This is a genomic window from Mycobacterium sp. E787 (assembly GCF_001668725.1).
In the GTDB taxonomy this organism is placed as follows: Bacteria; Actinomycetota; Actinomycetes; order Mycobacteriales; family Mycobacteriaceae; genus Mycobacterium.
In genome coordinates this window covers 29,184-53,354 of record NZ_LZKL01000012.1, presented here as the reverse complement: position 1 = coordinate 53,354, position 24,171 = coordinate 29,184, and the positions used below count along the sequence as shown (strand labels likewise).

Here is a 24,171-nt window from a genome sequence, read left to right as displayed (position 1 = left end):
GTTCGTGGGTCCCTAAACCGGCCGGGTCAGCCAGAGGTTGTCGGTGGACTCGGCCGTGGGAGGCCCGCCGGCGGCCCCGCTCTGCAGCACCAGGTCGAACGCCTCGGCCCGCATGCGGCGGTCGGTGTAGAGCAGCACGATGACACCGGCGTTGAACGGCGCGGTGATGATTTGGCCGATCGCCGAACCCACGGACGCGATCGCGGTGCTCAGCAGGAACGCTCCGGTGGACGGGGTCATGGTCGCCACCAGGATCTCGCCGCCGATGCTGAACGGTGCCGCGACGGCGTTGCCGATGAAGGACGCCACGATGAAGGTCAGCGTCCGGATCCCCAGCACCCGCCAGAAGCCGTTGCGGACCAGCGCGAACGATCTGGCGATCGCCTCGAAGACGGGCAGCCTTTCGAGGACGATCAGTACGGGCGCGAACAACACCACGGTGTAGAGGTAGACCAGCAAAGCGATCGTCACGAGCACCATCGGCAGGCCCAACAGCACCGCCGGCCCCGGGCCGCCGGCCACGGCCAACAGCGCGATCACCACCGCCACCAGCCCGAAAAGCGCCGCCACCACGGCGGCTTCGAGCAGCGCCAGCCCGAGCAGCGGCAACAGCCGGCCCCGGATCTTGGCCCAGGTCTCGCCGATGGTGATCGGGGAGCCGAACACCGCGCGCCCCACGATGACGGTCAGCATGCCGGACAGCAGCATGCCGCCCAGCCAGGTGACCAGCATCCCGGCGGCCATCGACGCCATCCAGGCGCCCACGATCCCGCCGCTCAGCTCGTTCGAGCGCGCGATCGTGATCCGGCCGTACGCGGCCAACGGGCCGAACGTGGCGACCAGCGAGATCAGCTGCATGACCACGACCACCATCGCGGTCAGCCCCAGCGTCGCCTTGGGGTTGGCGCGGACGTAGCCGACCGCGCCGTTGAAGATGTCGCTGAGCGTCAGGGGGCGCAGCGGGATGATTCCGGGTTTGATCGCGCCGGGAGCGAATTGCGGCGGACTGTATGGCGGCGCGTACCCCGGCGCCGGACCGTATCCGTATGCCGGGCCGTATCCCGGTGCCGGCCCGTATCCCGGTGGTGGACCGTAGCCGTATGTCGGGCCGTAGCCGGGTGGCGGGCCGTAGCCGGGTGGTGGACCGTAGCCCGGTGGCGGGCCGTAGCCGGGCGGCGCGTACGCCCCGGGCGGGGGAACAACCGGATAACCAGGCGGCGACGCGTTCACCGTGGGCGGCGGCCTTTGAAACCAGGCCTGAAATCTGCCCTGCGGCCGGGCGCGTCGTTGGTCATGGGCTCCATCCTGTCGGCGGTCCGGGCATTTCACAATCTTGACCGACGCGCCGGCGCGTAGGGTCCCAGGCATGGCGGAACTCAAATCCCGGCTGCGGACCGACCTGACCCAGGCGATGAAGGCGCAGGACAAGTTGCGAACGGCAACCCTGCGCATGCTGCTGGCCGCGATCCAGACCGAGGAGGTCTCCGGCAAGCAGGCCCGCGAGCTCTCCGACGACGAAGTCCTCAAGGTGCTGGCCAGGGAATCGCGGAAGCGCGGCGAGGCGGCCGAGATCTACACCCAAAACGGTCGCGGTGAGCTTGCGGCGAACGAGCACGCCGAGGCGCGGATCATCGACGAGTACCTGCCCACGCCGCTCACCGAGGCCGAGCTCGCCGACGTCGCCGACACCGCGATCGCACAGGTCGCCGAGGAGATCGGCGAGCGGCCGGGGACGAAGCAGATGGGACTGGTGATGAAGGCGGCCACCGCGATCGCGGCCGGAAAGGCCGACGGCGCGCGGTTGTCGGCAGCGGTCAGGGAGCGGCTGTAGCGCGGCCCGCTGGCCGAGTGATCAGACGACCGTGCGGGTGCCGTCGCCCCCGCGCCGCGTCACCCGTCGCGCGTCGAGCTGCTCGAGCAACGGCACGGCGACCCGCCGGGTAGTGCCCAGCGCGCGGCGCGCCTCGCTCACGGTGAACGGCTGCACCAGCTGAGCGAGGATCCCGGCGGCGCGATCGAACGCGTCGGGCCCGAGCACGATGCCGTCGGCGACCCGGGTCAGCCGCCCGGCTCGGACCGCCGCGGCCAGCTCGCGCGGGCCGAGCTTGAGGTCGGCCAGTTCGTCGGCCTCGGGTGCGCGGAAGGGCTCGGCGGCCAGCCACTCCTCGATCGCGCGCACTGCCTTGTCGACGCGGGGCGGGAGGCCGGCGCCCGGCGCGCGGACCAACCCGTCGGCCACCTGTAGCCCGGTGCCGTCGAGCAGCGGCGCCACGAGTTCCGCGGCGGGCAGCCCGGCGCGCTGGCGCAGCGCCTCCAGCGGCATCCCCGCCGCGACGTCGTGCTCGTCGGCCCAGCGCCGCACCGCCGCGGTCGCGAAGTCGCGGCGCGCGGCCCACCACTGCGGGTCCACCACCCAGTCACCCACCCGAAGCCCGGCAAGCGGTAGGCCCATGGCGCGCAGTTCGACCGCCCGCGCGCAGTCGGGCGGACGGGCGCGGCCGGTGGCCAGTTCCGTCGCGCGGTCGCGGGCCGCGCCCCGGCGGCGCAGCCCCGGCGGGCGGACGTCGAGCACTTCGATGCCCGCCGCGATCCGGTGCTCCCCGGGATCGCGCAGCAACCCGACGTCCGAAACCCGCAGCGGCAGTGGCCTCGCCAGCCGCAGCCGGGCCGCACCCGCTCCCAGTCGACGGACCTGCACCGGAACGGCGGCGGATCCGATGTGCAGGACGAGCTGGCGGTGCAAAGCGTCCGCCGACCGCAGGGCGACGTCGATCTCCGCGGTGTCCAGCCAGACGCCCGGCGCCCGAACGGCATCGCCACGGGCGACGTCGTGGCGGTCCACGCCGCGCAGGTTGAGCGCGACCCGGGCCACCGCGCCGACGGCGGGCTGGTCGCGGCCCAGCGATTGCAACCCGCGGACGGTGACGCGCCGACCGGCGACCTCCAGTTCGTCGCCCACCCGGACCGTGCCCGCGGCCAGCGTGCCGGTCACGACCGTGCCCGAACCCCGGACGGTGAAACAACGGTCGACCCACAGCCGGACGTCGGCGCCGGGATCCGGGGGCGGGAGCCGGTCGGTCAGCGCCAGCAATTCGGCGCGCACCCCGACCAGGTCGGTGCCGGGCACGACGGGGGCCCCGGCCAGCGAGGTGGCGGCCAGGCGCTCGGACACCTGAGCGACGGCCGGGCCCGGGTCGGCGAGGTCGGCCTTGCTGATGACGACGAGCCCATGGCGCACCCCGAGGGCGTCCAGCGCGGCGAGATGCTCCTCCGACTGTGGCATCCAACCCTCGGTGGCCGCGACGACGAACACGACCGCCGGAACCGGCCCCAATCCGGCCAGCATGTTGGCCACGAACCGCTCGTGGCCCGGTACGTCGACGAATGCCAGCTGCCGGCCGGCGAGCTCGGTCCAGGCGAAGCCGAGGTCGATGGTCAGGCCGCGGCGCTGCTCCTCGGCCAGCCGGTCCGGCCACATGCCGGTGAGCCGGTGCAGCAGGGTCGACTTGCCGTGGTCGACGTGCCCGGCGGTGGCTAGGACGAACATGCCAGCACCGCCGCCGCCAGCAGCGCGTCGTCCTCCGGCGCCACGGTGCGCAGGTCCAGCAGGCACCGGCCGGACTCGATGCGCCCGACGACCGGCGGGGTGCCGGCGCGCAGCGCCGCGGCGTAGGACTCGGGCAGGCTGACGGCCGCGCTGGGCAGCTCGACGCCCGGCGCCCCGCCGCCGCCCACGGCCGCAACGCATTCCACCGCCACCGCCCCGGGCAACTGGGCGGCAAGAGATTCGGCGCGGGCCCGCAGCCGTGCCGCGTCCGCGGCCAGCGCCTGCTGCACGGGCGGCGGCGGCCCGGTGAGGGTCGCCTCCAGCGCGGCCAGGGTCAGTTTGTCCACGCGCAGGGCGCGCGCCGACGGGTGGCGGCGCAGCCGCTCGATGAGTTCGGCACGGCCGAGCAGCAGGCCGGCCTGGGGGCCGCCCAGCAGTTTGTCGCCGCTCGCGGTCACCAGGTCCGCGCCGTCGGCCAGCGTCGACGTCGCGTCCGGTTCGTCGGGCAGCGCGGGATGCGGGGCCAGCAGCCCGGAGCCGATGTCGACGACCAGCGGCACGCCCAGGCCCGCCAACTCGGCCACGCTCGCCGCCGAGGTGAACCCGGTGACGTGGAAGTTCGACGGGTGCACCTTGAGCACGAAACCGGTCTCCGGCCCGATCGCCTCCGCGTAGTCGCGCAGGCTGGTGCGGTTGGTGGTGCCGACCTCGCGCAGCCGCGCTCCGGTCGAGGCCAGCAGCTCGGGGATGCGGAACCCGTCGCCGATCTCGACCAGCTCGCCGCGGCTGAGCACGATCTCCTTGCCCCCCGACGGGCCCCCGGCCAGCGTGAGGGCCGTCAGCAGCAGCGCCGCGGCGTTGTTGTTGACGACGTGCACGCCACCGGCCGTCGGCACCGCCCGGGCCAGCGCGGCCAGCGCGGCCCGGCCCCGGCGGCCGCGTCGCCCCGTCGCCAGGTCCAGCTCGACGTCGGTGGTTCCCGCGGCGGCGACCACCGCGTCGACGGCCGCCCGCGACAGCGGCGCCCGGCCCAGGTTGGTGTGCACCACCACACCGGTGGCGTTGAGGACGGGCCGCAGGCTCGACGCGGTGGCGGGAAGCGCGGCGACGGCGCATTCGGCGACCCGCTCGGGGTCGATCTCGCCGGCGCGCGCCCGCTGCTGGGCGTCGGCGATCACCGACTTCACCAGCGCACGGCCCAGCACCCGCTCGGCCTCGGCCAGCCGCGGATCGGCGAGCAGCGTATCGGTGCGGGGCACCCGCCGGCGCGGGTCGGTCATGTCGGGTCCGCTGGAGGATGGCGGAGGCGGACGGGAATCGAACCCGCCAACGGCAGCGACTGCCGCTCGACAGTTTTGAAGACCGCGCCGGTCACCAGACCGGGCACACCTCCTCGAGCCACGCAGACAATTATGGACGCGTGGCCTACCGACTGACTCAGTACGCCCACGGCGGCGGTTGCGCGTGCAAGATCCCGCCCGGCGAGCTGGAGGAGGTCGTCCGCGGGCTGGGGGCGGGCGCGCCGCGCAACCCGGTCGGGGAGCTGCTGGTCGGCCTGGATCACGGCGACGACGCGGCCGCGGTGAGTATCGACGGCGGCACGGCGCTGATCGCGACGACGGACTTCTTCACCCCGGTGGTGGACGACGCGTACGACTGGGGCCGCATCGCGGCCACCAACGCGCTGTCCGACGTCTACGCGATGGGCGGCCGCCCGGTGGTGGCGGTGAACCTGCTGGGCTGGCCGCGCGAGGTGCTGCCCTTCGAGCTGGCGGCCGAGACGCTGCGCGGCGGGCTGGACGTGTGCGGCCTGGCCGGCTGCCATCTCGCCGGCGGCCACAGCGTCGACGACCCCGAACCCAAATACGGGCTGGCCGTCACCGGGATCGCCGATCCGAACCGCTTGCTGCGCAACGACTCCGGCAAACCGGGCACGCCCCTGTCCCTGACCAAGCCGCTCGGCATCGGCGTGCTCAACAGCAGGCACAAGGCCACGGGCGAGCGCTTCGAGGACGCGATCGAGGCGATGACCACGCTCAACGCCGGGGCGGCCGCCGCGGCGCTGGCCGCCGGTATCGAATGCGCGACCGACGTCACCGGGTTCGGCCTGCTCGGGCACCTGCACAAGCTGGCCCGCGCCAGCGGCGTCACCGCGATCGTCGACGCGGCGGCCGTGCCCTACCTCGCGGGTGCGCGCGCGGCACTGGCGGCCGGCTACGTCAGCGGCGGCACGCGGCGCAACCTCGACTGGGTGGCGCCGCACGCCGACCTGTCGGCGGTCGGCGAGGACGAGGCCCTGCTGCTCGCCGACGCGCAGACCTCGGGCGGCCTGCTGCTCGCCGGCGAGATCCCGGGCGCGCCCGTGATCGGGGAGCTGGTGCCGCGCGGCGAGCACACCATCGTGGTGCGCTGAGCGAGCGGGGTTTCGGCGTCGCGCACTAGGGTGGTTGTCATGGCTATGCGCAAGCTTTTCCTGGAGTGGCCCGTCCTGCGGCAGTTGCGTTCACCGGACAAGCTCGGCCGCGGGCCGGCGGTGACCTCCAAGCGCACCCGGGCCATCACGCCGCGCACGACGACGGCCGACCGGGTGGTGCAGAGCATCTGCCCCTACTGCGCGGTGGGTTGCGGGCAGCGGGTGTACGTCAAGGACGAGCGGGTGGTCCAGATCGAGGGCGACCCCGACTCGCCGATCTCGCGAGGCCGCCTGTGCCCCAAGGGCGCTGCCAGCGAGCAGCTGGTCAACTCGCCGGGCCGGCAGCTGCACGTGCTCTACCGCCCGCCGCGCGCGACCGAGTGGCAGCCGCTGGATCTCGACACCGCCATCGACATGGTGGCCGACCGCTTCGTGGAAGCCCGTCGCCACTCCTGGCAGGACATCGACAAGAAGGGCCACCCGCTGCGGCGCACCATGAAGATCGCCGCGCTCGGCGGCGCCACGCTGGACAACGAAGAGAATTACGTCATCAAGAAGCTCTTCACCGCCGCCGGCGCCATCCAGATCGAGAACCAAGCTCGTATTTGACACAGTTCCACGGTTCCCGGTCTGGGAACCTCCTTCGGGCGCGGTGGCGCCACCCAAACACTGCAGGACATGGCCAACGCCGACTGCATCGTCATCCAGGGCTCCAACATGGCCGAGTGTCATCCCGTCGGCTTTCAATGGGTCGAGGAGGCGAAAGCGCGCGGCGCCAAGGTGATTCACGTCGATCCGCGCTTTACTCGCACCTCGGCGGTCTCGGACAGGCACATCCCGATCAGGGCCGGCTCGGACGTGGTGCTGCTCGGCGCGCTGATCAACCACATCCTCACCAATGACCTGTGGTTCAAAGAGTACGTCGTCGCCTACACCAACGCGGCCACCCTGATCAACGAAAACTACCGCGACACCGAGGATTTGGGCGGTCTGTTCTCCGGTTATGATCCCGAGACCGGCCAATACGACTCGTCGACCTGGGCGTACGCGGGCCAAGAAGAGGACGAAAGCCGTCAAGAGCACGGCGCCAGCGCATCGGCCCGCGCGGCCGGCGATGTGCATGGCAGCGGCGGTCCGCCGCTGCCCCACGCCCGCGTCATGCGAGACGAGACCCTGCAGCATCCCCGAACGGTGTTTCAGATCGTCAAGCGGCATTACGCGCGTTACACGCCGGAGATGGTCACCGACGTGTGCGGCATCAGCCGCGCGGACTTCGACTACCTGGCCCGCGCCATTGTGGAGAACTCCGGGCGTGAGCGCACCACCTGCTTCGCGTACGCCGTCGGCTGGACGCAGCACACGCTGGGTGCCCAGTTCATCCGCACCGCAACGATTCTGCAGTTGCTGCTGGGCAACGTCGGTCGCCCGGGCGGCGGCATCATGGCGCTGCGCGGGCACGCCACGATCCAAGGGTCGACCGATATCCCGACGTTGTTCAACCTGTTGCCCGGTTACCTGTCGATGCCGAAGGCCGGTGTGCACGACACGTTCCGCGAGTACATCGAAGCGGTCGGGCCGAAGAACCAGAAGGGTTTCTGGGCCGACGCGGACACCTACATCGTCAGCCTGCTCAAGGCGTGGTGGGGAGACGCCGCCCGTGCCGACAACGACTGGGCCTACGACTACCTGCCACGACTTTCCGGCCCGCACGGCACGTATCAGACGGTTACGTCGATGCTCGACGACGAGGTCGACGGGTACTTCTTGCTTGGCCAGAACCCGGCGGTGGGATCGGCGCACGGCCGGATGCAGCGCATGGGTATGTCGCACCTGAAGTGGTTGGTGGTGCGCGATCTCAACCTCATCGAGTCGGCCACGTTCTGGAAGGACGGCCCGGAGATCGCATCCGGCGAGCTGAAGACCGAGGAAATCGAGACGGAGGTGTTCTTCTTCCCGGCGGCGACGCACGTCGAGAAGGCCGGTTCGTTCACCCAGACCCAGCGCCTGGTGCAGTGGCGGCACAAGGCGATCGATCCACCCGGCGACTGCCAGAGCGAGCTGCAGTTCTTCGTCGAGTTGGGCAAGCGAATCCGCCAGCGGCTGGCCGGGTCCACCGACGAACGTGACCGGCCGCTGCTCGATCTGACGTGGGACTATCCCACCGACGAGCATGGCGAGCCTGACCCCACCGCGGTGCTCGCCGAGATCAGCGGCTGTTATCTGACCGGTCCCAAAGCCGGCCAGCCGGTTCCGGGATACACCGAGTTGGGTGCCGACGGATCGACGTCATGCGGATGCTGGATCTACTCGGGCGTGTACGCCGAAGGCGTCAACCAGGCCGCCCGCCGAGCGCCGCTGGGCGGTCCCAGTCCCAGCCAGTCGGAGTGGGGGTGGGCGTGGCCGGCCGACCGCCGCATCCTGTACAACCGTGCCTCCGCCGACCCGGACGGCAAGCCGTGGAGCGAGCGCAAGAAATACGTCTGGTGGGACGCGGAAAAGCAGCGCTGGGTGGGATACGACGTGCCCGACTTCGTCGCCGACCGTGCGCCGGGCAGCCGGCCGGATCCGGACGTCGGCGGCCCCGACTCCCTGGCCGGCGACGATCCGTTCATCATGCAGGCCGACGGCAAGGGTTGGCTGTTCGCGCCGAAGGGCATGGTCGACGGGCCGCTGCCCACACACTACGAACCGCAGGAGTCACCGGTTACCAACGCGCTGTATCCCCAGCAGCGGAATCCGGCGCGAATCACCTTCCCGCGCAAGGACAATCTGAGCGCGCCCAGCGCCGGCGAACCGGGTGCCGACGTCTACCCGTATGTGTTCACCACCTACCGGCTCACCGAACATCACACCGCCGGCGGCATGAGCCGGTGGCTGCCCTACCTCTCGGAGCTGCAACCGGAGATGTTCTGCGAGGTTTCCCCGGAGCTGGCCGCCGAACGCGGTCTCGAGCCCTACGGGTGGGCCACCATCATCTCCGCCCGCGCGGCGATCGAGGCGCGGGTGCTGGTCACCAAACGCGTTGCCCCGCTGGTCATCAACGGGCACACGGTGCACCAGATCGGGCTGCCCTACCACTGGGGAGTAGGGAGCGACGCCGTGGTCAGCGGGGACGCGGCCAACGATCTGCTCGGCGTGACGCTGGATCCGAACGTGCAGATTCAGGAGTCCAAGGCCGGGTCGTGCGACATCCGCCCGGGCCGCCGCCCGCAGGGCGAGCAGCTGCTGCGCCTGATCGCCGAGTATCAATCCCGTTCCGGCGCCACCACCGAAACCGGCAACGTACGAATCAGCGACGGCGTATGGGAAGGGGGAGCCGATGGGTCAGCTGAGCGGGCCGACCGACCCGACGAGTAACGCCGGTTGGTCAGATCCCAAGCCGCGCAAGGGCTTCTTCACCGACACCTCCATCTGCATCGGCTGCAAGGCCTGCGAGGTGGCCTGCAAGGAATGGAACCGCAACCCCCAGGACGGCGACCTCGAACTGCTGGGCTCGTCCTACGACAACACCGGCTCGCTGGGCGCGAGCACGTGGCGGCACGTGGCGTTCGTCGAGCAGGACCGCGACCGCATCGCGGAGGCGCGCGAATCCGGGCGTGCCCTCATCGATTTGGGGATGCCCGAGATTTCCGCCGCCGCGCGCCGCCCGGACGTCACGCCACCGGACACCCCGGAGTTCCGCTGGCTGATGTCGTCGGACGTCTGCAAGCACTGCACGCACGCCGGCTGCCTCGACGTCTGCCCGACGGGGGCCTTGTTCCGCACCGAGTTCGGCACCGTCGTCGTGCAGGACGACGTCTGCAACGGCTGCGGCACCTGCGTGGCCGGATGCCCGTTCGGTGTGGTCGAACGCCGCAACGACGGCACGTACACCACGCCGGCGCAGCGACCGGGCCGCCCCGCCGAGAAGCCCGTCTCCGGTGTCGCCCAGAAGTGCACCCTGTGTTACGACCGCCTGGTCGAGGACCAGATCCCGGCGTGCGCCAAGACCTGCCCGACGACCTCGATCAAGTTCGGCGACCACGACGACCTGGTGGTCAAGGCCCGCGAACGGGTCGCCCAGCTGCACGCCCAGGGGCTCACCGAGGCCCGGCTCTACGGCGCCAATGAGCACGACGGCGTCGGCGGCATCGGGTCGGTCTTCCTGCTGCTCGACGAACCGGAGGTCTACGGCCTGCCGCCCGACCCGCGGGTGTGCACGGCCGACCTGATGACCATGTTCAAGCGCGCCGGCGTGGCCGCGGCCGGCATGGTCGGCGCGGCGGCCTGGGCTTTCTGGAAAGGCCGGTGAAGTACCGTTGAGCACTTCGGAATTCGACAGCTTCCGTCCGCCGGAGCCCGCGGGGGGCAGGCGCCGGAAAGGCAAGCGGGCGGGCCGTCGGGGCGGCGGCGACGGTTCCCGCGAGATGCCGATGGTCCCCGAGGCCGAGTTCACGTCGTATTACGGACGGCCGGTCGTCAAGCCCGCGCCCTGGGGACACGAGGTGGCGGCGTACCTGTTTTTGGGCGGTGTCGCCGGCGGGTCGGGTCTGCTGGCGGCCGGCGCCCAGCTCACCGGACGAAACACGTTGCGCCGCAACACAAGGCTGTCCGCGCTGATCGCGGTGATGATCGGCGCGGTCGCGCTGGTGAAGGACCTGGGCCGCCCCGAGCGGTTCGTCAACATGCTGCGGACGGTCAAACTGACCTCGCCGATGAGCATCGGCTCGTGGATCCTCAGCCTGTTCAGCGCCGGCATCGGGGTGGCCGCGGTCGCCGAGGTCGACCGGATGACCGGTGAACGAATCCCGTTGGGCCCGTTGCGGCCCGTGCTGCGCGCCGCGGAGGGACCGGCCGGACTGGAAGCCGGTGTGTTCGCCGCACCGCTGGCGGTCTACACCGCGGTGCTGCTCACCGACACCGCGACCCCGACGTGGAACGCCGCGTATCGAGATTTGCCGTTCGTGTTCGTCAGCTCGGCGAGCCTGGCCGCATCCGGCCTGGCGATGATCACCACGCCGGTCTGCGAGGCGGGGCCCGCCCGCAGCCTGGCCGTCATCGGCGCGGTCAGCGATCTGATCTCCGCCAGGTTCACCGAGTACCGGATGGACCCGGTGACCAGGGAGCCGTTGCACGAAGGCCGTCCCGGCCGGCTGCTGGCCTGGAGCGAACGGCTCGCCGCCGCGGGCGGTTTGGGCGCCTTGCTCGGGGGGCGACACCGCGCCATCGCCGCCGCGTCCGGCGTGACGCTGCTGGCGGCGTCGGCGCTGCTGAGGTTCGGTTTCTTCGAGGCCGGCCTGGAGTCGGCCCGCCACCCCCGCTACACGATCGAGCCGCAGAAGCGCAGGCTCGCCGCCCGCCGGGCAGCCGGTGTCACCGGGGACTCCATCACCACCGCGGATTGACGGCGGCTCCTGTCCTGCATCGCCGCGACCGTAACCCCACCGCGATTTCCGGCCCGCTTTTTCGTGCTGCGGTCACGCTCGCGGGCGGCGCCCGCCGCTCGCGGCGGTTTGCGCCCCACGGACCGGGGTACGTATAGGGCATGACGAATTTTGGCTACACTCTGATGACCGAACAGAGTGGACCCAAAGACCTTGTCCGCCACGCAATCTCGGCAGAAGAGCGCGGTTTCGACTTCGAGGTCTGCAGCGACCACTTCTCGCCCTGGCTCACCTCGCAGGGGCACGCGCCCAACGCCTGGGCGGTGCTGGGCGCGGTGGCGCACGCCACGGAGCGGGTCGACCTGTACACCTACGTGACCTGCCCGACGATGCGGTACCACCCCGCGATCGTCGCGCAGCAGGCCGCCACCGTGCAGATCCTGTCCGACGGCCGGTTCACCCTGGGCCTGGGCAGCGGTGAGAACCTCAACGAACACGTCGTCGGCGGGGGCTGGCCCACCGTCGAGCGCCGGCAGGACATGCTGCGCGAAGCCATCAAGATCATCCGCGACCTCTTCGGCGGCCAGCTGGTGAACTGGCGCGGCGAGTACTTCCAGGTCGACTCCGCCCGGCTGTGGGACGTCCCCGACGTCCCGGTCGCCATCGGCGTGGCGATGTCCGGGGCAAAGGGCGTCGACAGGTTTGCCAAGCTGGCCGAGCACCTGATCGCCGTGGAGCCCGACGGAGACCTCGTCCGCGAGTGGCACGCGGCGCGTCAGGCCGCGAACCTCGCCGGGGGCGGACGGGTGGTCGGCCAGATCCCGGTGTCCTGGGATCCCGACCGCGACGCCGCCATCAGGCGCGCGCACGACCAGTTCCGCTGGTTCGGCGGCGGCTGGAAGGTCAACGCGGACCTGCCTACGCCGGCCGGCTTCGCGGGCGCGACCCAATTCGTGCGGCCGGAAGACGTCGCCGATTCCATCCCGTGCGGTCCGGACCTGGACGCGATCGTCGAGGCGGTCCGGCCGTATTGGGAGGCGGGGTTCACCGACATCGCGCTCGTCCAGATCGGGGGCGAGACGCAGGACCTCTTCCTCAAGGAGGCGGCTCAGCCTTTGCTCGACGCGTTGCGCGACGCGTCCGGTTGATCACAAGTTTGGGCCGATTCTGCAGGGGTATCCGAGTGCCATCGTGGGCATCGGGCCACCACCGGCAGTTTGACATACCGACCAAGGCCTAGCACCGGGCGGGCGGACGCCCCGCAAAAGCGCTGTCCAGCAGCCGCATTGCGCTGACATCCGCGTTCGGCAGGGCAAGGGAGCAGACGATGAATGATCAATCCGGCAACCCCACCGCGCCATTGGTGAAGGCGCTCGCGGGTGCCAGCTTCGGGCTCGGCTTGGCCGAGTTGGTGGCGCCGCAGAAAGTTGCTGCCATGGCGGGCGTGGACGACACGCGCCGGTCCCGCCGGGTGATCCGCGCCCTCGGTGCGCGTGAATGCGGTCACGGAGCCGCCCTGCTGGGTGGTTCCGACAAGCTGGTCTGGACGCGGGTCGCGGGCGACGTGTTGGACGTGGCGCTGCTGGCGGCCGGGGTGGCCGCCCGCGGCGCGGGGCGCCGGCGCCGGGGAGCCGTGTCGGCCGCCCTCCTCGGCGGCATCGGGGCGGTCGACCTCTACGCGGCGTTGAGCGCCGGCCGCGACGGCGGGGCCCGGCACGCCAACGGCGCGCGGCACCGCACCCTGCGGGCCGCGGTCACCGTCCGGCGTTCGCCCGAGGACGTCTACCGCTTCTGGCGCGACCTGGAGAACCTGCCCAGCTTCATGCACCACCTGCAGTCCGTCACCGCCGGCTCCGACGGCCGCTCGCACTGGGTCGCCAGCGCGCCGGTCGGCCAGCCGGTGCAGTGGGACGCGCAAATCACCGAAGACCGGCCCAACAAGCGCATCGCCTGGCAGTCACTGCCCGGGTCGGCGATCCACAACGGCGGCAGCGTCGAATTCACGCCCGCGCGCGACGGCGACGGGACCGAGGTGCGGGTTCGGATCGGCTACCAGATGCCGGGCGGCGTCGTCGGCAAGGCCGCGGCGACCCTGTTCGGCGAGTCGCCCGACCAACAGGTCAACGACGACCTCCGGCGTTTCAAGCAAATCCTGGAGACGGGACAGGTGCTGCGGTCGGACGGGTCGCCGGAAGGCACCGCCGCGGCCCGCCAGCTGCGCCAGCAACCCGCCCAGCCCAACGGGCACACCAGCGAAGGAGCCACCGTATGAGAGCCACCGTGTGGGCGGGACGCAACAGCGTTGAGGTGCAATCGGTTCCGGACCCGCAGATCCTCAACGATCGCGACGTCATCGTGCGCGTCACCTCTACGGCGATCTGCGGGTCCGATTTGCACCTCTACGACGGCTACATCCCGACGGTCAAGCGCGGCGACGTGCTGGGTCACGAATTCATGGGCGAGGTCGTCGAGGTCGGCAAGGCGGTGAACAACCTGGCCGTCGGCAACCGGGTGGTGGTGCCGTTCCCGATCGCGTGCGGGGCGTGCTCGGCCTGCGAACGCGACCTGTACTCGCTGTGCGAGAACTCCAACCCCAACGCCGGCATCGCCGAGAAGTTCATGGGGCACTCCCCGGCGGGGCTGTTCGGCTATTCGCACATGCTCGGTGGATTCGCCGGCGGCCAAGCCGAATACGCGCGGGTGCCGTTCGCCGATGTGGGACCCCTCAAGGTCGACGACGACCTCACCGACGACCAGGTGTTGTTCCTGTCGGACATCCTGCCCACCGGTTACATGGGCGCGGAGATGTGCGACATCCGGCCGGGCCAGGTCGTGGCGGTCTGGGGGGCCGGTCCGGTCGGGCTGTTCGCGATCATGAGCGCGTACCTGCTGGGCGCGTCCAAAGTCATTGCCATCGACCGCGTGCCGTATCGGCTGGAGCTGGCCGAAAAGATCGGCGCGACGCCGATCAACTTCGAAGAAACGTCGGTACTGGGCGAGCTTCAGGACATCACCGCCGGGCGGGGCCCGGACCATTGCATCGACGCGGCCGGCATGGAAGCCCGCAACGGTGCGACCCCGGTAGACGCCTACGATCGCGTCAAGCAGGCGATGCGCCTGGAAAGCGAACGCCCGCACGCACTTCGGGAAGCGGCGATGAGCTGCCGCAACGGCGGCACCATCTCGATCGTCGGGGTCTACGGCGGGCTGATGGACAAGTTTCCCATCGGCGCGATCATGAATCGCTCGTTGACCATCAAGACCGGGCAATGCCACGTGCAGCGCTACATGCGGCCCCTGCTGGAGCGAATTCGCGGCGGGGACATCGACCCGACCGTGATCATCACCCATCACCTGGGACTCGATCAGGCGCCGCACGGCTACGAGATCTTCAAACACAAGCAGGACGGCTGCACCAAAGTCGTTCTGCACCCGTGAAGGAGGTACCCGCGATGTCAAATGAATTGCAAGGCACGAAGATTGCCGTCTTAGCGGCCGACGGTGTAGAGAAGGTGGAGCTCGAACAGCCCCGGGAGGCACTCGAACAGGCCGGCGCCCAGGTCGAGCTGCTGTCGCTGAAGACCGGCGAAATCCAGGCGCGCAACCACGATCTCGAGCCGGCCGGAACGTTCGCGGTCGACCGCGCGGTGTCGGACGCGTCGGTGGGCGAATTCGACGGGCTCGTGCTGCCCGGCGGCACGGTGAACCCGGACAAACTACGCCTGGATCGGGCCGCGGTTTCGTTCGTGCGCGACTTCGTGGTCTCCGGCAAGCCCGTTGCCGCGATCTGCCACGGCCCGTGGACGCTGGTGGAAGCGGGCGTGGTGGTGGGGCGCACGCTGACGTCGTATCCGAGCATTCGCACGGACCTGCGCAATGCGGGCGCACACGTGGTGGACGAAGAGGTCGCGGTCGACGGCAATCTGATCACCAGCCGCTCACCGTCGGACCTTCCGGCGTTTTGCGAGACGATCATCAAGCAATTCGCCCGCGCCGCTGCGGAATAGCTGAAACCAAATCGTTCACACCGTTTTAACCCCCGAAATTGGGGGCATTACACAGGCCGGGGCCGTGATCGCCACGGCGATCGCTGATAAGGCTGACCGAAAGGCCAACATTGACCACCACCTATCCCGAACCCGCCATTTCGGTTACGCACAACGTTTATCAGCCGCAAGAAGATTCCAGGTTGCTGGTCGACGCGATGCACCATTCCGCGCTGATCCGGGGACGACGGGTTCTCGACCTTTGCACGGGCAGTGGATTCGTCGCGATCGCCGCGGCCGAAATGGGTTGCGCCAGCGTCACCGCCTTCGACATCTGCTCGCACGCGGTCGGTTGCTGCGCGACCAATGCCGCGCTGGCGGGCGTCGCGGTCGACGTCCGTGAGGGATCGTGGATGGACGCGGTAGAGCTCGCGCCATTCGACGTGGTGATGGCCAATCCGCCTTACGTTCCAACACCTCCCGGTGATGACTCGGCATCGATCAGCGCCAGCGCCGGCCCGTCCTTGGCCTGGAACGCCGGGGCCGACGGCCGTCTGATTCTCGATCCGCTGTGCGAGGTGGCGCCCAAGCTGCTGTGCGACGGGGGATCGTTGCTGCTCGTGCACTCCGCGATCGCCGGGGTGCAGCAGTCGCTGGAGCGCCTGAAGTGGGCCGGCATGGCGGCCGAAGTCATTGCCTCCAAGTGGATTCCATTCGGCCCCGTGATGTCGGCGCGGGCGCTGTGGCTGGAGGACACCGGCCGGATCCCGCGTGGCCGCCGCGAAGAGGAACTCGTCGTGATCCGGGCGGACAAGCCATGACGGCCACCCGGGTACAGGTGGTGGCCGGCGGACCCGTTTTGGTGTCCGGACCGGTACGCATCGAGATGCCCGACGGCGACGTCGTCGAGTCCGACCGATTCATGGTGGCGATCTGTACCTGCCGGCGCAGCGCCGACTATCCGTTGTGCGACACCAGCCATCGACGTTGCCGCGGCGCGGCAAAGCGGGCGGCCCGGAATTCTAAGGCCAGTCCAGCGGCAGGCGCAACGACGTCTGACCCCGCTGCCACGACTCCATAAGTCTCTCCGCCAAGCGGTTTTCCACCGCGGCGTGGGCCCTGATCCCGAACACCACGTCGGCGTCGAGGTGCGGTTCCCGGGCGACGAGATCCCCGACGACATCGATGCGCACCACCTGTTCGTGCACCGCGTCGGCCTCGACGTGCTCGCTGTAGAAGCCGATGCAGGCCGACGGTGCCCCCATCCTCTCCAGGGCCTGCACCATCCGGCGCGACCCCGGGGGCGAGGTGATCTCGGTCGACGCGAAATGCCCGATCGCCGCGCCCCGCAACGAGCGGTGCAGCCCGAACAGGGACATGAGATTCACCGCCGCCAACGACTCGGCCGGGACGGCGTCGAGGTAACCGAGGTACGTCGCATCCAGCTCCGCGGCCACCATCAGGTCGGCGAAGAGTTGCTGATGCAGGCGCGCACCGCGACCGGCGCCGTATTCGTCGAACTCGATGGCCACGAACGCCGCCTTGGCGGTACCCGTCAGCCGCGGAATGGCGAATGCGTGCGGGTCGCCCTCTTTCAGGTGATACAGCGACCGGTGCGCGAAGTATTCGCGCATGTGCTGCCAGGTTCCCGTGTCGCGCAGGTAATACGACGGTCCGGTGCCGTCAGCGGGTTCGACGGAGATGGCCTCCATTTCGGCCGCCGCCGTGCGGTCGGGCTCGATGGGGCCGACGTCGCGTCGCACGCCCGCGAGGAACACCCGTTCCAGTTCCGCGCGCAACTGCAGCAGCGCGGGATTCCACTCCCAGGCCGGATCGACGCCGGCGAAGCCCCGGTAGTGCAGCTCATAGCACATGCACAAGGCGAGCTGAAGGTCCAGGCCATAGGGATCGGAGTCCCGGACGGACGCGCCGATACGCGCCAGATGGTCGTGGGAGGGTGGCCCGACCAGCGCATGCCGGACGGCGGTCGACAGCGGTCCATGTGCCGCCGGGAGCGCGGGCTCCACCGGGATTGATGTGCGGGTCACGCCGATGACTACCCGTCAATCGGGTGGGGCAAACGATGGGTCGTCACTGCCCCGCTGCGGGGACGCGGAAGGTGATGTCGACGGTGGTTCCGGTCGGGGTGTTGTGCAGTTCCACCCCGTCGCTCAGGGCCCTCATCAACACCAGCCCGCGGCCGCCGTTACTTGGCTTGGCCGGCGTGGTCTTCCAGGAGCCGGCGTCGGTGATCCTGGTCCGGACCTGGCCGTCCGCGATTTCCGCTTCGAGCAGCATCGTCCCGATGCGGTGTCCGCGGTAGGCATGCTCGACGCAGTTGGTGCAGGCTTCGTTGACCACCAGCACGATGTCGGCGGCCGTCGCTTCGGGCACGTCGGCGGTGCGCAGCCAGGCCGCCAGCCGATGCCGGATATTGGCCAATTGCCCTGCGAAGGCCTCGCTTTCGATCCGGAGCTGCGTCGGCAGGTGCCGATAGATCACCATCGCGACGTCGTCGTCGTAGCCCGCCGCCGGAGCCAGCGCGCGGACCACCGCCTCCGGCACGCTTTCCAGCGGCAGCTTCGTCGTTCCGAGCAAAACGTCTGCGGCGCGGGCGATTCCGATGTCGATCGACTCGTGCTTCCGCTCGACCAGGCCGTCGGTGTACAGCATCAGCGTCGAGCCCGGTGGCAGCACCCGGGAGGCCTGCGGCCGCGGTTCCCGCCGGCGGACCGCGAGCGGCACCGACGCGGCGTCGGTCAGGACGGTCGTGTTCGCGGGCGGCGGGCCGGCGATCATCGCGGGCATGTGTCCCGCGTTGCTGTATTCCAGCACCCCGGTCTCGGTGTTGAGGATCGCGAGAAACACCGTGGTGCAGTACGCATTCGGGATGAGGGAGGCCGCCAGGTCAAGTTGCTCGAGCAGGAGAGCCGGCTGGGCGCCGTTGATCAACAGCGCGCGTGCCGAGCTGCGGAGCTGGCCCATGGTGGCGGCCGCCTGCAGACCACGGCCGACGCAGTCGCCGACGACGATGCCGATGCGGTTGTCGCCGATGGGCAGCACGTCGTACCAGTCGCCCCCGATCTCCAGGGGCGGGACCGCGGGTTCGTAGCACACCGCGAAGCCGGAAGGCGTCTGCACGGTGGGCAGCATGGCGCGCTGCAGGGTCAGCGAAGTTTCGCGGGCACTTTCGAATTGGCGCACGTGCTGCATCGCCAGACTGAGATGGCCGATGAGGACCGTGACCAGCAGCCGATCCTCGGCGCTGACCCAGCGGGGGGACCGGAGCTCCAACCACAGCGCGAGGTCCCCGGTGTTGGACAGCACCGCGACCAATCCCTGCGCCTTGCCGGGGTTTTCGGGCCGGTCGACGGTCTTGGCCGTCAGCGGCAGCTGGTGGCGCGCGTCCTCGAACGTGCCGCGCAACCAGGGATCGATTGCGCGCCAAGACGTTCCGGAAGCTTCTCCGGCCACCTGGACGGTCGGATCGCCGCCGCCTGCGGGCCACGAAACGGCGATCACGCGGTGAACGTCGATCGCCGTCCGGCACTCGTCGAGAGTGATCGACAGCAGTTCGGCGACGCTCTTGGCCACGGCCACGGCCGTGGCCAGCCGCAGGACCGCGCTCTCCCGCGCGGCGAACGCCCGTTCCGCGGTGACGTCCCGGATCGTTCCCACGTAGACGTCTCGATCGCTGCCGGCCTCGGTGACCGCGTTGATGCTGACCATCACCCACGCGAGATGGCCGTCCCGATGCCGGATCGGGGTTTCGTACTCGGCGCTGCCGTTGCTGCGGACCAGGGACTGCTGTTCACGGGCGGTCTTCTTGTCGACCAGCCACGGGTGCGGCCATCGGTAGGGCAGGCCCGCCGCGGGGTAGCCCAGGATCTCGATGAGGGCGTTGTTCATCTCGACCACCGAGCCTTCGTGATCGGCGACGAAGAAGCCCTCCTGCAGCGAATTCACCAGGGCGGTGCGGAATTTGTCGCGATCGGCCAGGCCCTCGGCACGGGCCCGCTCCCGCGCGTATAGCCTGGTGCCGTCGAGGAATCCCCGGGTTGCGACGTCGAGCGGCGCCAACGTCTGCAAGAGGAATTCGAGGGCGACCGGCGCCTCGACCGGGTAGTCCCTGGCGATCTCGAGAACCAGCCGCACGTGCTGCTCGATGATGTCGAGCATGCTGATCTGCTGTTCCAAGGCACGGCGTCCGAGCTCATGGCCGACGGACAGGCGGTCCTCGTCGCGCGCGTCCAGATAGGCGCGCAGCGCGGCCGCGTACTCGGCGTGGAACTCGTGGTTACCGCTCATGTCGAAACTCCGCGATGACGCGCGGTCAGTATCATGGCATCGTCGGTTTCCTTGGCGTGCTTACCGAGCAGGTCTTCGGCGATGACCACGGCATGCGCCGCAAAGTCGATGTGGTCCAAGTAATCCTCCGCGATGCCGTCGGTGCTGATAACCAGCAGGTCGCCGGGACGGATCGAAAGCGTCTGGGCGGGCTTGATTTCCGGGATGCGGTAGCCGACGATCCCGGCCGTCAGCCGCGCGCTGGCCCGGATCTCGATGCCGGTCGGGGCCTTGGCCACCAGATCGGCGGTGACGTTGCCGACGCCCGTCCACGTCAGCGTGTTGGCCGCGAAATCCACTCGCGCCAAGGTCATGGCGACACCCCGGGTGCCGCCCAGCATGCGATGGCAGAGCTGGACCAGAACCTCGAGCCGCTCGGAACTCGCGCGCTTGACCGCGTCGACGGCGCGCAGCGCGGCCGTGGCGGCTTCCGGGCCGTGACCGAGCCCGTCCACCACGCCGAACAGTGCGGCCTCACCGCCGAGGTCGACCGCGATGCCCTGGTCGCCGGACAGATACTCGCTGGGCATCGGGCGACCCGCCCTTGCCCACTCGATCGGCCCGAAGCGCCCATTCTCATGCACGGGCGGGAACCCACTTCCACATCTCGATGACGGTCCCGCGGCCCAGCGTCGAGTCGATGACCAACCGGTCCATCAGCCGTCGCGCTCCGGGGAGCCCCAGCCCCAACCCGCGACCGGTCGAGTAGCCGTCCTCCAGCGCGCGCTCGATGTCGGCGATGCCCGGGCCGTCGTCCTCGGCGCGCACCACCAGGGCCTTGCGGCCGTCCCGGTCGGTCACCCAGAGATGAACCGTGCCCCGACCCGCGTAGCTGGTGATGTTGCGGGCGACTTCGGAGATCGCCGTGGCGATCATGGTGACGTCGGTCAGCGAGAATCCGAGATCCAGGGCGAGCTCGTGTCCGGCTCTGCGGGCGGCGACGATGTCGTCGGAATTGTTGATGTCGACGACAACGTCAGCCGCCACTATCGCGCCCGATCGTCGATTTCCGCAGTCCCAGTTGCCGGTTCAGCAGGGCCAGGCCCTCTTCCAGGTCCAGCGCGGTGTTCATGTCGTCGAACGCCAGCCCGAGTTGGACCATCGCGAAGGCGACCTCTGGCTGCAGGCCCACGATGACGGTGTCCGCGCCCCGCAGCCGGGTCATGTGCGCGATGGTCCGCAGCGACCGGGCCGCGAAGGAATCCATCACGTCGATGGCGGTGACGTCGACGATGATGCCCTGCGCGCGAAACCTGCTGACCCGCTCCATGAGGTCGAGCCGCAGCCGCTCGGTCTCGGAGTCGGTCAGGGCGGACTGCACCGTTGCGATCAGGATCGCGCCCTGTTTCAGGATGGGGACTGGCATGGGGTGCTCGCGCTGATGATGTCTACCCGGTGGTCTCGCCGGTGCGGGTGACCTCGTAGCCCAGCAGGCGTTCGGCTTCTTCGATGCCGCCCTGCAGGTCGCCGACGGCGTTCATCTTGGACAGGTCCAGCCCGATCGTCACCAGCGTCAGGGCGATCTCCGAGGACAGGCCGGTGATGATGACGCTCGCGCCCATCAGGCCCGACGCGTCGACCGTCTGCACCAGGTGGTTGGCCACCGTGGAGTCGATGGTCGGCACACCGGTGATGTCGATGACGACGACCTTCGCGCGGTTGGCGCGGATCGCTCTCAGCAACTGTTCGGTCACCTGGCGGGCGCGCTGGCTGTCGAGGACCCCGATGATCGGCAGAATCAGCAGCTGCTCGCGCACCTGCAGCACCGGGGTGGACAGCTCACGGATCGCCTCCTGCTGCTGCCGGATGATGCGCTCGCGTTCCTGCACGAAGCTGACGCCCACGGTGTTGGCGATGCGGTTGGCAGCCGGCTCGTAGGCGTCGAGCACCCGGTTGAGCATCTCGAAGTCGGTCTGGTACTTCTCGAACAGCGAGCGGGCCAGCACGTCGCGCAGCAGCAACACGATGCCGAGGACCTCGTCGGTCTCCACGCCCCGTGGGATGATGCGTTCCGACAGGTCGCGCGCGTAGGCCTGCAGCGCCTCGACGCTACCGGTCTCGAGCACCTCGACGTAGTTGTCGTAGACGGCGGTGGCCTCCGAGAACAGCTCCTCGGGGGTCATCGCGGTCAGCAGTTGCGCCTCGGTGATCCTGCGGGCCCATTCCTCCCGCAGGACGGTGCGATTCTGACGCAGGTGCTGGACCAGTTGGGGCAACAGGCCCTCGCTGACCGTCTGCGCGGCGGTGGTCGTGCTCCCGAAATCCGACGACGAATCTGACATCTGGCCTCCCGTTGCCGCGTCACGCTCCGCAGTGCCTAAAGGGGAGACTAGTCTGAGTTGTCGCGTCGCAAGTGTCGAGGGCATATTCTTCTCGCAGTTCGCACGGCAGGTTACGCTTGCAGCACGCTTACGCCCGGGACAAAGGATCGCCATTGTCAGCTCCTGATTCGATTACCACGCTGGTTACCGACCACGATGGCGTGTCGGTGGTCAGCGTCAGCGGCGAAATCGATCTGGTCACCGCGCCGGCGCTCGAACAAGCCATCGGCGCTGTGGTCGCGGACGGCCCGGCAGCACTGGTCATCGACCTCTCCGCAGTGGAGTTTCTCGGCTCGGTCGGCTTGAAGATCCTGGCCGCGACGTATGAAAAGCTCGGTAAATCCACCGAGTTCGGCGTGGTTGCGCGCGGACCCGCGACGAGGAGACCGATTCATCTGACCGGGCTGGACAAAACCTTCCCGCTCTACCCGACGCTGGACGACGCGTTGACCGCGGTCCGGGACGGCAACCTCAACCGCTGAAGGCAGCCACCGCGAGCCTTCGTATCGGTTCGCGGCCGCCGGTGCGATGATCACCACCATGGACGTCGATCATCCCGAGGACGACCAGCGGTGGGACCGCGATAAGCGTGGTGAGACCGAAATTGAACGGCTGGACCGCAATTGGACCAGCCTGCTACAGGAGCTGCGCGTGGTGCAGACCGGGGTGCAGCTGCTCACCGGCTTCCTGTTGACGTTGCCGTTCCAGCAACGCTTCGACATTCTCAGCCAGCCGATGCGGATCGTGTACCTGGCGACGGTCGGGTGTTCGGTGGGAGCGACGGTGCTGCTGATCGCCCCGGTCGGCATTCACCGGCTGCTGTTCCGGCGGCACCGTCTCCAAGTCCTGGTGTCGGCCGCGCACCGGTGCGCCTACGCCGGGCTGGCGCTGCTGGGCGCGGCGCTGACCGGTGTGACCGTCATTGTTTTCGCCTCTGTGGCCGGAAACCGGCCGGCGTTGATAGCGGGAATTTGTGCGCTGGCGTTGTTTACGTTCTTTTGGTGGGTGCTGCCCCTAGTGCTTCGCACCCGCGGTATGTAGCGCCGCGATGCGGGTGGATCCCAGTTGATCGAGCAGATCCTGCGGATCCGCGAAAATGGGTGTCGCCCCGGCCGCCTGCAGTTCGGCACCCGAAATGCCGCCGCTCAACAGTCCGATGCACGGCAGCCCCGCGGCCGCCGCGGCGTGTGCGTCCCAGACGGCGTCGCCCACGAACACCGCGTCATCGGCGCCCACACCGGCGCGGTCCAGCGCGACCTGCACGATGCCGGGCTCGGGTTTGGCGGTGTCGACGTCCCGTGACGAGGTCGTTTCGGCGATGACGTCGTCGCAGTCGAGCACCTTTCGCAGCGCCTCGAGTTCGTCACCGGGCGCCGAGCTGGCCAGCACCACTTGCAGGCCGAGGCCGGCGACGTGCCGGAGCAAGTCGCGGGCGCCGGGCAACGGTGCGAGCAGCGGTATGAGGCCGCGGTAATAGCGGCTGTGACCATCGCTCAGCCGGCCCTGCACATCAGCCGGCGCGTCGTCGGACAGCGTGCGCACCAACTTGGAGCCGTCCATGCCGATGCAGCGGTGGATCTTCCAGGCGGCTACGGGCATGTGTTCGTCTTCGAACGCGCACTGCCAGGCATAGACGTGCAGATAGTTGGAATCGACGAGAGTTCCGTCGACATCGAACAGGACGGCGGGCGTGCCGTGACCGGCCCCGGCGGTTGTCATCTGCGCGGCATACCCACGCCGCGCCGGGCTGACACCAATCGTTTCACGCTCCGGTCGGCGGGTACGCGTTGCGGGAGGCCGTAAGCGGCACCACGTTGTGAAACGGCGAATCGGTGTGTCGCCGAAAAACCTTGGCAGCAAGCATTTTACAAGGAGTGAACTTGAGGACCCAAAAGGCTGACCCGGTTGACCACGCACGCACATTTCGTCAGCACGCGGGCGAGACGCTCACGCACGGCCCCCACACCGTCGGTGTGGCCGGGGCCGTTGTCGCCGTGGTCGCCCTGGTGATCGGCTTGTGCGCGTTCGCGACAGGGCACGTCACCGGCGGCGCCGTGGCCGTGACAGTGGCCGCCGTGCTGGGCGCCGTGGCGACGGCCTGGTTGCTGCACTCCCATCGCCGGGTCCGCGACGCCGAGCTGCGCTGGCACGCCGAGAATTCCGATGAGCCCGCGCCGCCGCCGGCAAGCTGACC

General features: G+C 69.6%; 24 protein-coding genes and 1 tRNA gene. 14 read left to right on the top strand and 11 right to left on the bottom strand.

The genetic code is table 11. The annotated features are described in order from the left end of the window. Positions 1-12: 12 nt before the first annotated feature. Complete coding sequence (locus tag A5705_RS00875; RefSeq protein WP_197517008.1) at positions 13-1,368, bottom strand: hypothetical protein; 1,356 nt, start codon at positions 1,366-1,368, stop codon at positions 13-15. Between A5705_RS00875 and A5705_RS00870 the strand changes: the two genes are divergently transcribed. Continuing rightward, positions 1,367-1,831: a GatB/YqeY domain-containing protein gene (locus tag A5705_RS00870; RefSeq protein ID WP_068274606.1), complete on the top strand. Its 465-nt coding sequence runs from the start codon at positions 1,367-1,369 to the stop codon at positions 1,829-1,831. The two genes, A5705_RS00875 and A5705_RS00870, sit on opposite strands and share 2 nt — an antisense overlap. A 21-nt stretch (positions 1,832-1,852) precedes the next feature. On the opposite strand, the gene A5705_RS00865 is transcribed toward A5705_RS00870, so the two are convergent. From A5705_RS00865 to A5705_RS00855, 3 genes are all read right to left on the bottom strand, one after another. Continuing rightward, positions 1,853-3,547 (bottom strand): selenocysteine-specific translation elongation factor, encoded by a 1,695-nt coding sequence (locus A5705_RS00865; protein WP_068274603.1) that lies wholly within the window; start codon positions 3,545-3,547, stop codon positions 1,853-1,855. After that, positions 3,535-4,827, bottom strand: a complete 1,293-nt coding sequence (selA, locus tag A5705_RS00860; RefSeq protein ID WP_068274600.1) for an L-seryl-tRNA(Sec) selenium transferase — start codon at positions 4,825-4,827, stop codon at positions 3,535-3,537. Before selA ends, A5705_RS00865 begins: the two co-directional genes overlap by 13 nt. A gap of 18 nt (positions 4,828-4,845) precedes the next feature. Further along, positions 4,846-4,940: transfer RNA gene (locus A5705_RS00855), tRNA-Sec, on the bottom strand. Between the two features lie 27 nt (positions 4,941-4,967). Here A5705_RS00855 and selD point away from each other — a divergent pair. From selD to A5705_RS26820, 10 genes are all read left to right on the top strand, one after another. Then, positions 4,968-5,960: a selenide, water dikinase SelD gene (selD, locus tag A5705_RS00850; RefSeq protein ID WP_067884289.1), complete on the top strand. Its 993-nt coding sequence runs from the start codon at positions 4,968-4,970 to the stop codon at positions 5,958-5,960. 39 nt (positions 5,961-5,999) lie between these two features. Beyond that, positions 6,000-9,317 (top strand): formate dehydrogenase, encoded by a 3,318-nt coding sequence (fdh, locus tag A5705_RS00840; protein WP_197521223.1) that lies wholly within the window; start codon positions 6,000-6,002, stop codon positions 9,315-9,317. Further along, positions 9,280-10,251 (top strand): 4Fe-4S dicluster domain-containing protein, encoded by a 972-nt coding sequence (locus A5705_RS00835; protein ID WP_068274591.1) that lies wholly within the window; start codon positions 9,280-9,282, stop codon positions 10,249-10,251. Before fdh ends, A5705_RS00835 begins: the two co-directional genes overlap by 38 nt. Before the next feature lie 7 nt (positions 10,252-10,258). Beyond that, complete coding sequence (gene nrfD, locus A5705_RS00830) at positions 10,259-11,344, top strand: NrfD/PsrC family molybdoenzyme membrane anchor subunit (protein WP_067884297.1); 1,086 nt, start codon at positions 10,259-10,261, stop codon at positions 11,342-11,344. A 140-nt stretch (positions 11,345-11,484) separates the two neighbouring features. Further along, the gene (locus A5705_RS00825) at positions 11,485-12,471 is read left to right on the top strand and encodes an LLM class F420-dependent oxidoreductase (RefSeq protein WP_068274588.1); all 987 of its coding nucleotides are present in this window, start codon (positions 11,485-11,487) and stop codon (positions 12,469-12,471) included. Between the two features lie 179 nt (positions 12,472-12,650). Continuing rightward, positions 12,651-13,595, top strand: a complete 945-nt coding sequence (locus A5705_RS00820; RefSeq protein WP_068274584.1) for an SRPBCC family protein — start codon at positions 12,651-12,653, stop codon at positions 13,593-13,595. Then, positions 13,592-14,761, top strand: coding sequence for a zinc-dependent alcohol dehydrogenase (locus A5705_RS00815; RefSeq protein WP_068274581.1), 1,170 nt, complete (start codon positions 13,592-13,594; stop codon positions 14,759-14,761). Before A5705_RS00820 ends, A5705_RS00815 begins: the two co-directional genes overlap by 4 nt. Positions 14,762-14,775: 14 nt before the next feature. Then, a complete protein-coding gene (locus A5705_RS00810; RefSeq protein ID WP_068274752.1) occupies positions 14,776-15,330 on the top strand; it encodes a type 1 glutamine amidotransferase domain-containing protein in 555 nt (184 codons plus the stop codon). 110 nt (positions 15,331-15,440) lie between these two features. Then, the gene (locus tag A5705_RS00805) at positions 15,441-16,130 is read left to right on the top strand and encodes a HemK2/MTQ2 family protein methyltransferase (protein ID WP_068274579.1); all 690 of its coding nucleotides are present in this window, start codon (positions 15,441-15,443) and stop codon (positions 16,128-16,130) included. Then, positions 16,127-16,390, top strand: coding sequence for a CDGSH iron-sulfur domain-containing protein (locus tag A5705_RS26820; protein WP_082956214.1), 264 nt, complete (start codon positions 16,127-16,129; stop codon positions 16,388-16,390). The genes A5705_RS00805 and A5705_RS26820 overlap by 4 nt, the downstream gene beginning before the upstream one ends. Here the strand turns inward: A5705_RS26820 and A5705_RS00800 are convergent. Genes A5705_RS00800 through A5705_RS00775 form a run of 6 tightly spaced genes read right to left on the bottom strand, consistent with a single transcriptional unit; the run spans position 16,332 to position 21,938 of the window. After that, a complete protein-coding gene (locus tag A5705_RS00800) occupies positions 16,332-17,357 on the bottom strand; it encodes an iron-containing redox enzyme family protein (protein ID WP_068274576.1) in 1,026 nt (341 codons plus the stop codon). The genes A5705_RS26820 and A5705_RS00800 overlap by 59 nt on opposite strands. Before the next feature lie 43 nt (positions 17,358-17,400). Beyond that, positions 17,401-19,617 (bottom strand): SpoIIE family protein phosphatase, encoded by a 2,217-nt coding sequence (locus A5705_RS00795; RefSeq protein WP_068274573.1) that lies wholly within the window; start codon positions 19,615-19,617, stop codon positions 17,401-17,403. After that, complete coding sequence (locus tag A5705_RS00790; RefSeq protein ID WP_082956213.1) at positions 19,614-20,186, bottom strand: SpoIIE family protein phosphatase; 573 nt, start codon at positions 20,184-20,186, stop codon at positions 19,614-19,616. The genes A5705_RS00795 and A5705_RS00790 overlap by 4 nt, the downstream gene beginning before the upstream one ends. Positions 20,187-20,232: 46 nt before the next feature. Next, positions 20,233-20,643 carry an ATP-binding protein gene (locus A5705_RS00785; protein WP_067884320.1) on the bottom strand — a complete coding sequence of 137 codons (411 nt, stop codon included), beginning with the start codon at positions 20,641-20,643 and terminating at the stop codon, positions 20,233-20,235. Then, positions 20,633-21,022: an STAS domain-containing protein gene (locus tag A5705_RS00780; RefSeq protein WP_067884322.1), complete on the bottom strand. Its 390-nt coding sequence runs from the start codon at positions 21,020-21,022 to the stop codon at positions 20,633-20,635. The genes A5705_RS00785 and A5705_RS00780 overlap by 11 nt, the downstream gene beginning before the upstream one ends. A gap of 22 nt (positions 21,023-21,044) precedes the next feature. Continuing rightward, entirely contained in the window at positions 21,045-21,938 is an 894-nt protein-coding gene (locus A5705_RS00775; RefSeq protein WP_067884323.1) for an STAS domain-containing protein, read from the bottom strand. A gap of 152 nt (positions 21,939-22,090) precedes the next feature. Between A5705_RS00775 and A5705_RS00770 the strand changes: the two genes are divergently transcribed. Together A5705_RS00770 and A5705_RS00765 are read left to right on the top strand one after the other, a co-directional pair. Beyond that, positions 22,091-22,459 carry an STAS domain-containing protein gene (locus tag A5705_RS00770; protein ID WP_231964598.1) on the top strand — a complete coding sequence of 123 codons (369 nt, stop codon included), beginning with the start codon at positions 22,091-22,093 and terminating at the stop codon, positions 22,457-22,459. A gap of 58 nt (positions 22,460-22,517) precedes the next feature. Next, positions 22,518-23,018, top strand: a complete 501-nt coding sequence (locus A5705_RS00765; RefSeq protein ID WP_067884401.1) for a DUF6328 family protein — start codon at positions 22,518-22,520, stop codon at positions 23,016-23,018. On the opposite strand, the gene A5705_RS00760 is transcribed toward A5705_RS00765, so the two are convergent. Further along, positions 22,992-23,696 carry an HAD family hydrolase gene (locus A5705_RS00760; RefSeq protein WP_068274567.1) on the bottom strand — a complete coding sequence of 235 codons (705 nt, stop codon included), beginning with the start codon at positions 23,694-23,696 and terminating at the stop codon, positions 22,992-22,994. The genes A5705_RS00765 and A5705_RS00760 overlap by 27 nt on opposite strands. 161 nt (positions 23,697-23,857) lie before the next feature. Here A5705_RS00760 and A5705_RS00755 point away from each other — a divergent pair, with 161 nt between their 5' ends. Further along, positions 23,858-24,169: a hypothetical protein gene (locus tag A5705_RS00755; RefSeq protein WP_369803397.1), complete on the top strand. Its 312-nt coding sequence runs from the start codon at positions 23,858-23,860 to the stop codon at positions 24,167-24,169. Positions 24,170-24,171 lie beyond the last annotated feature (2 nt).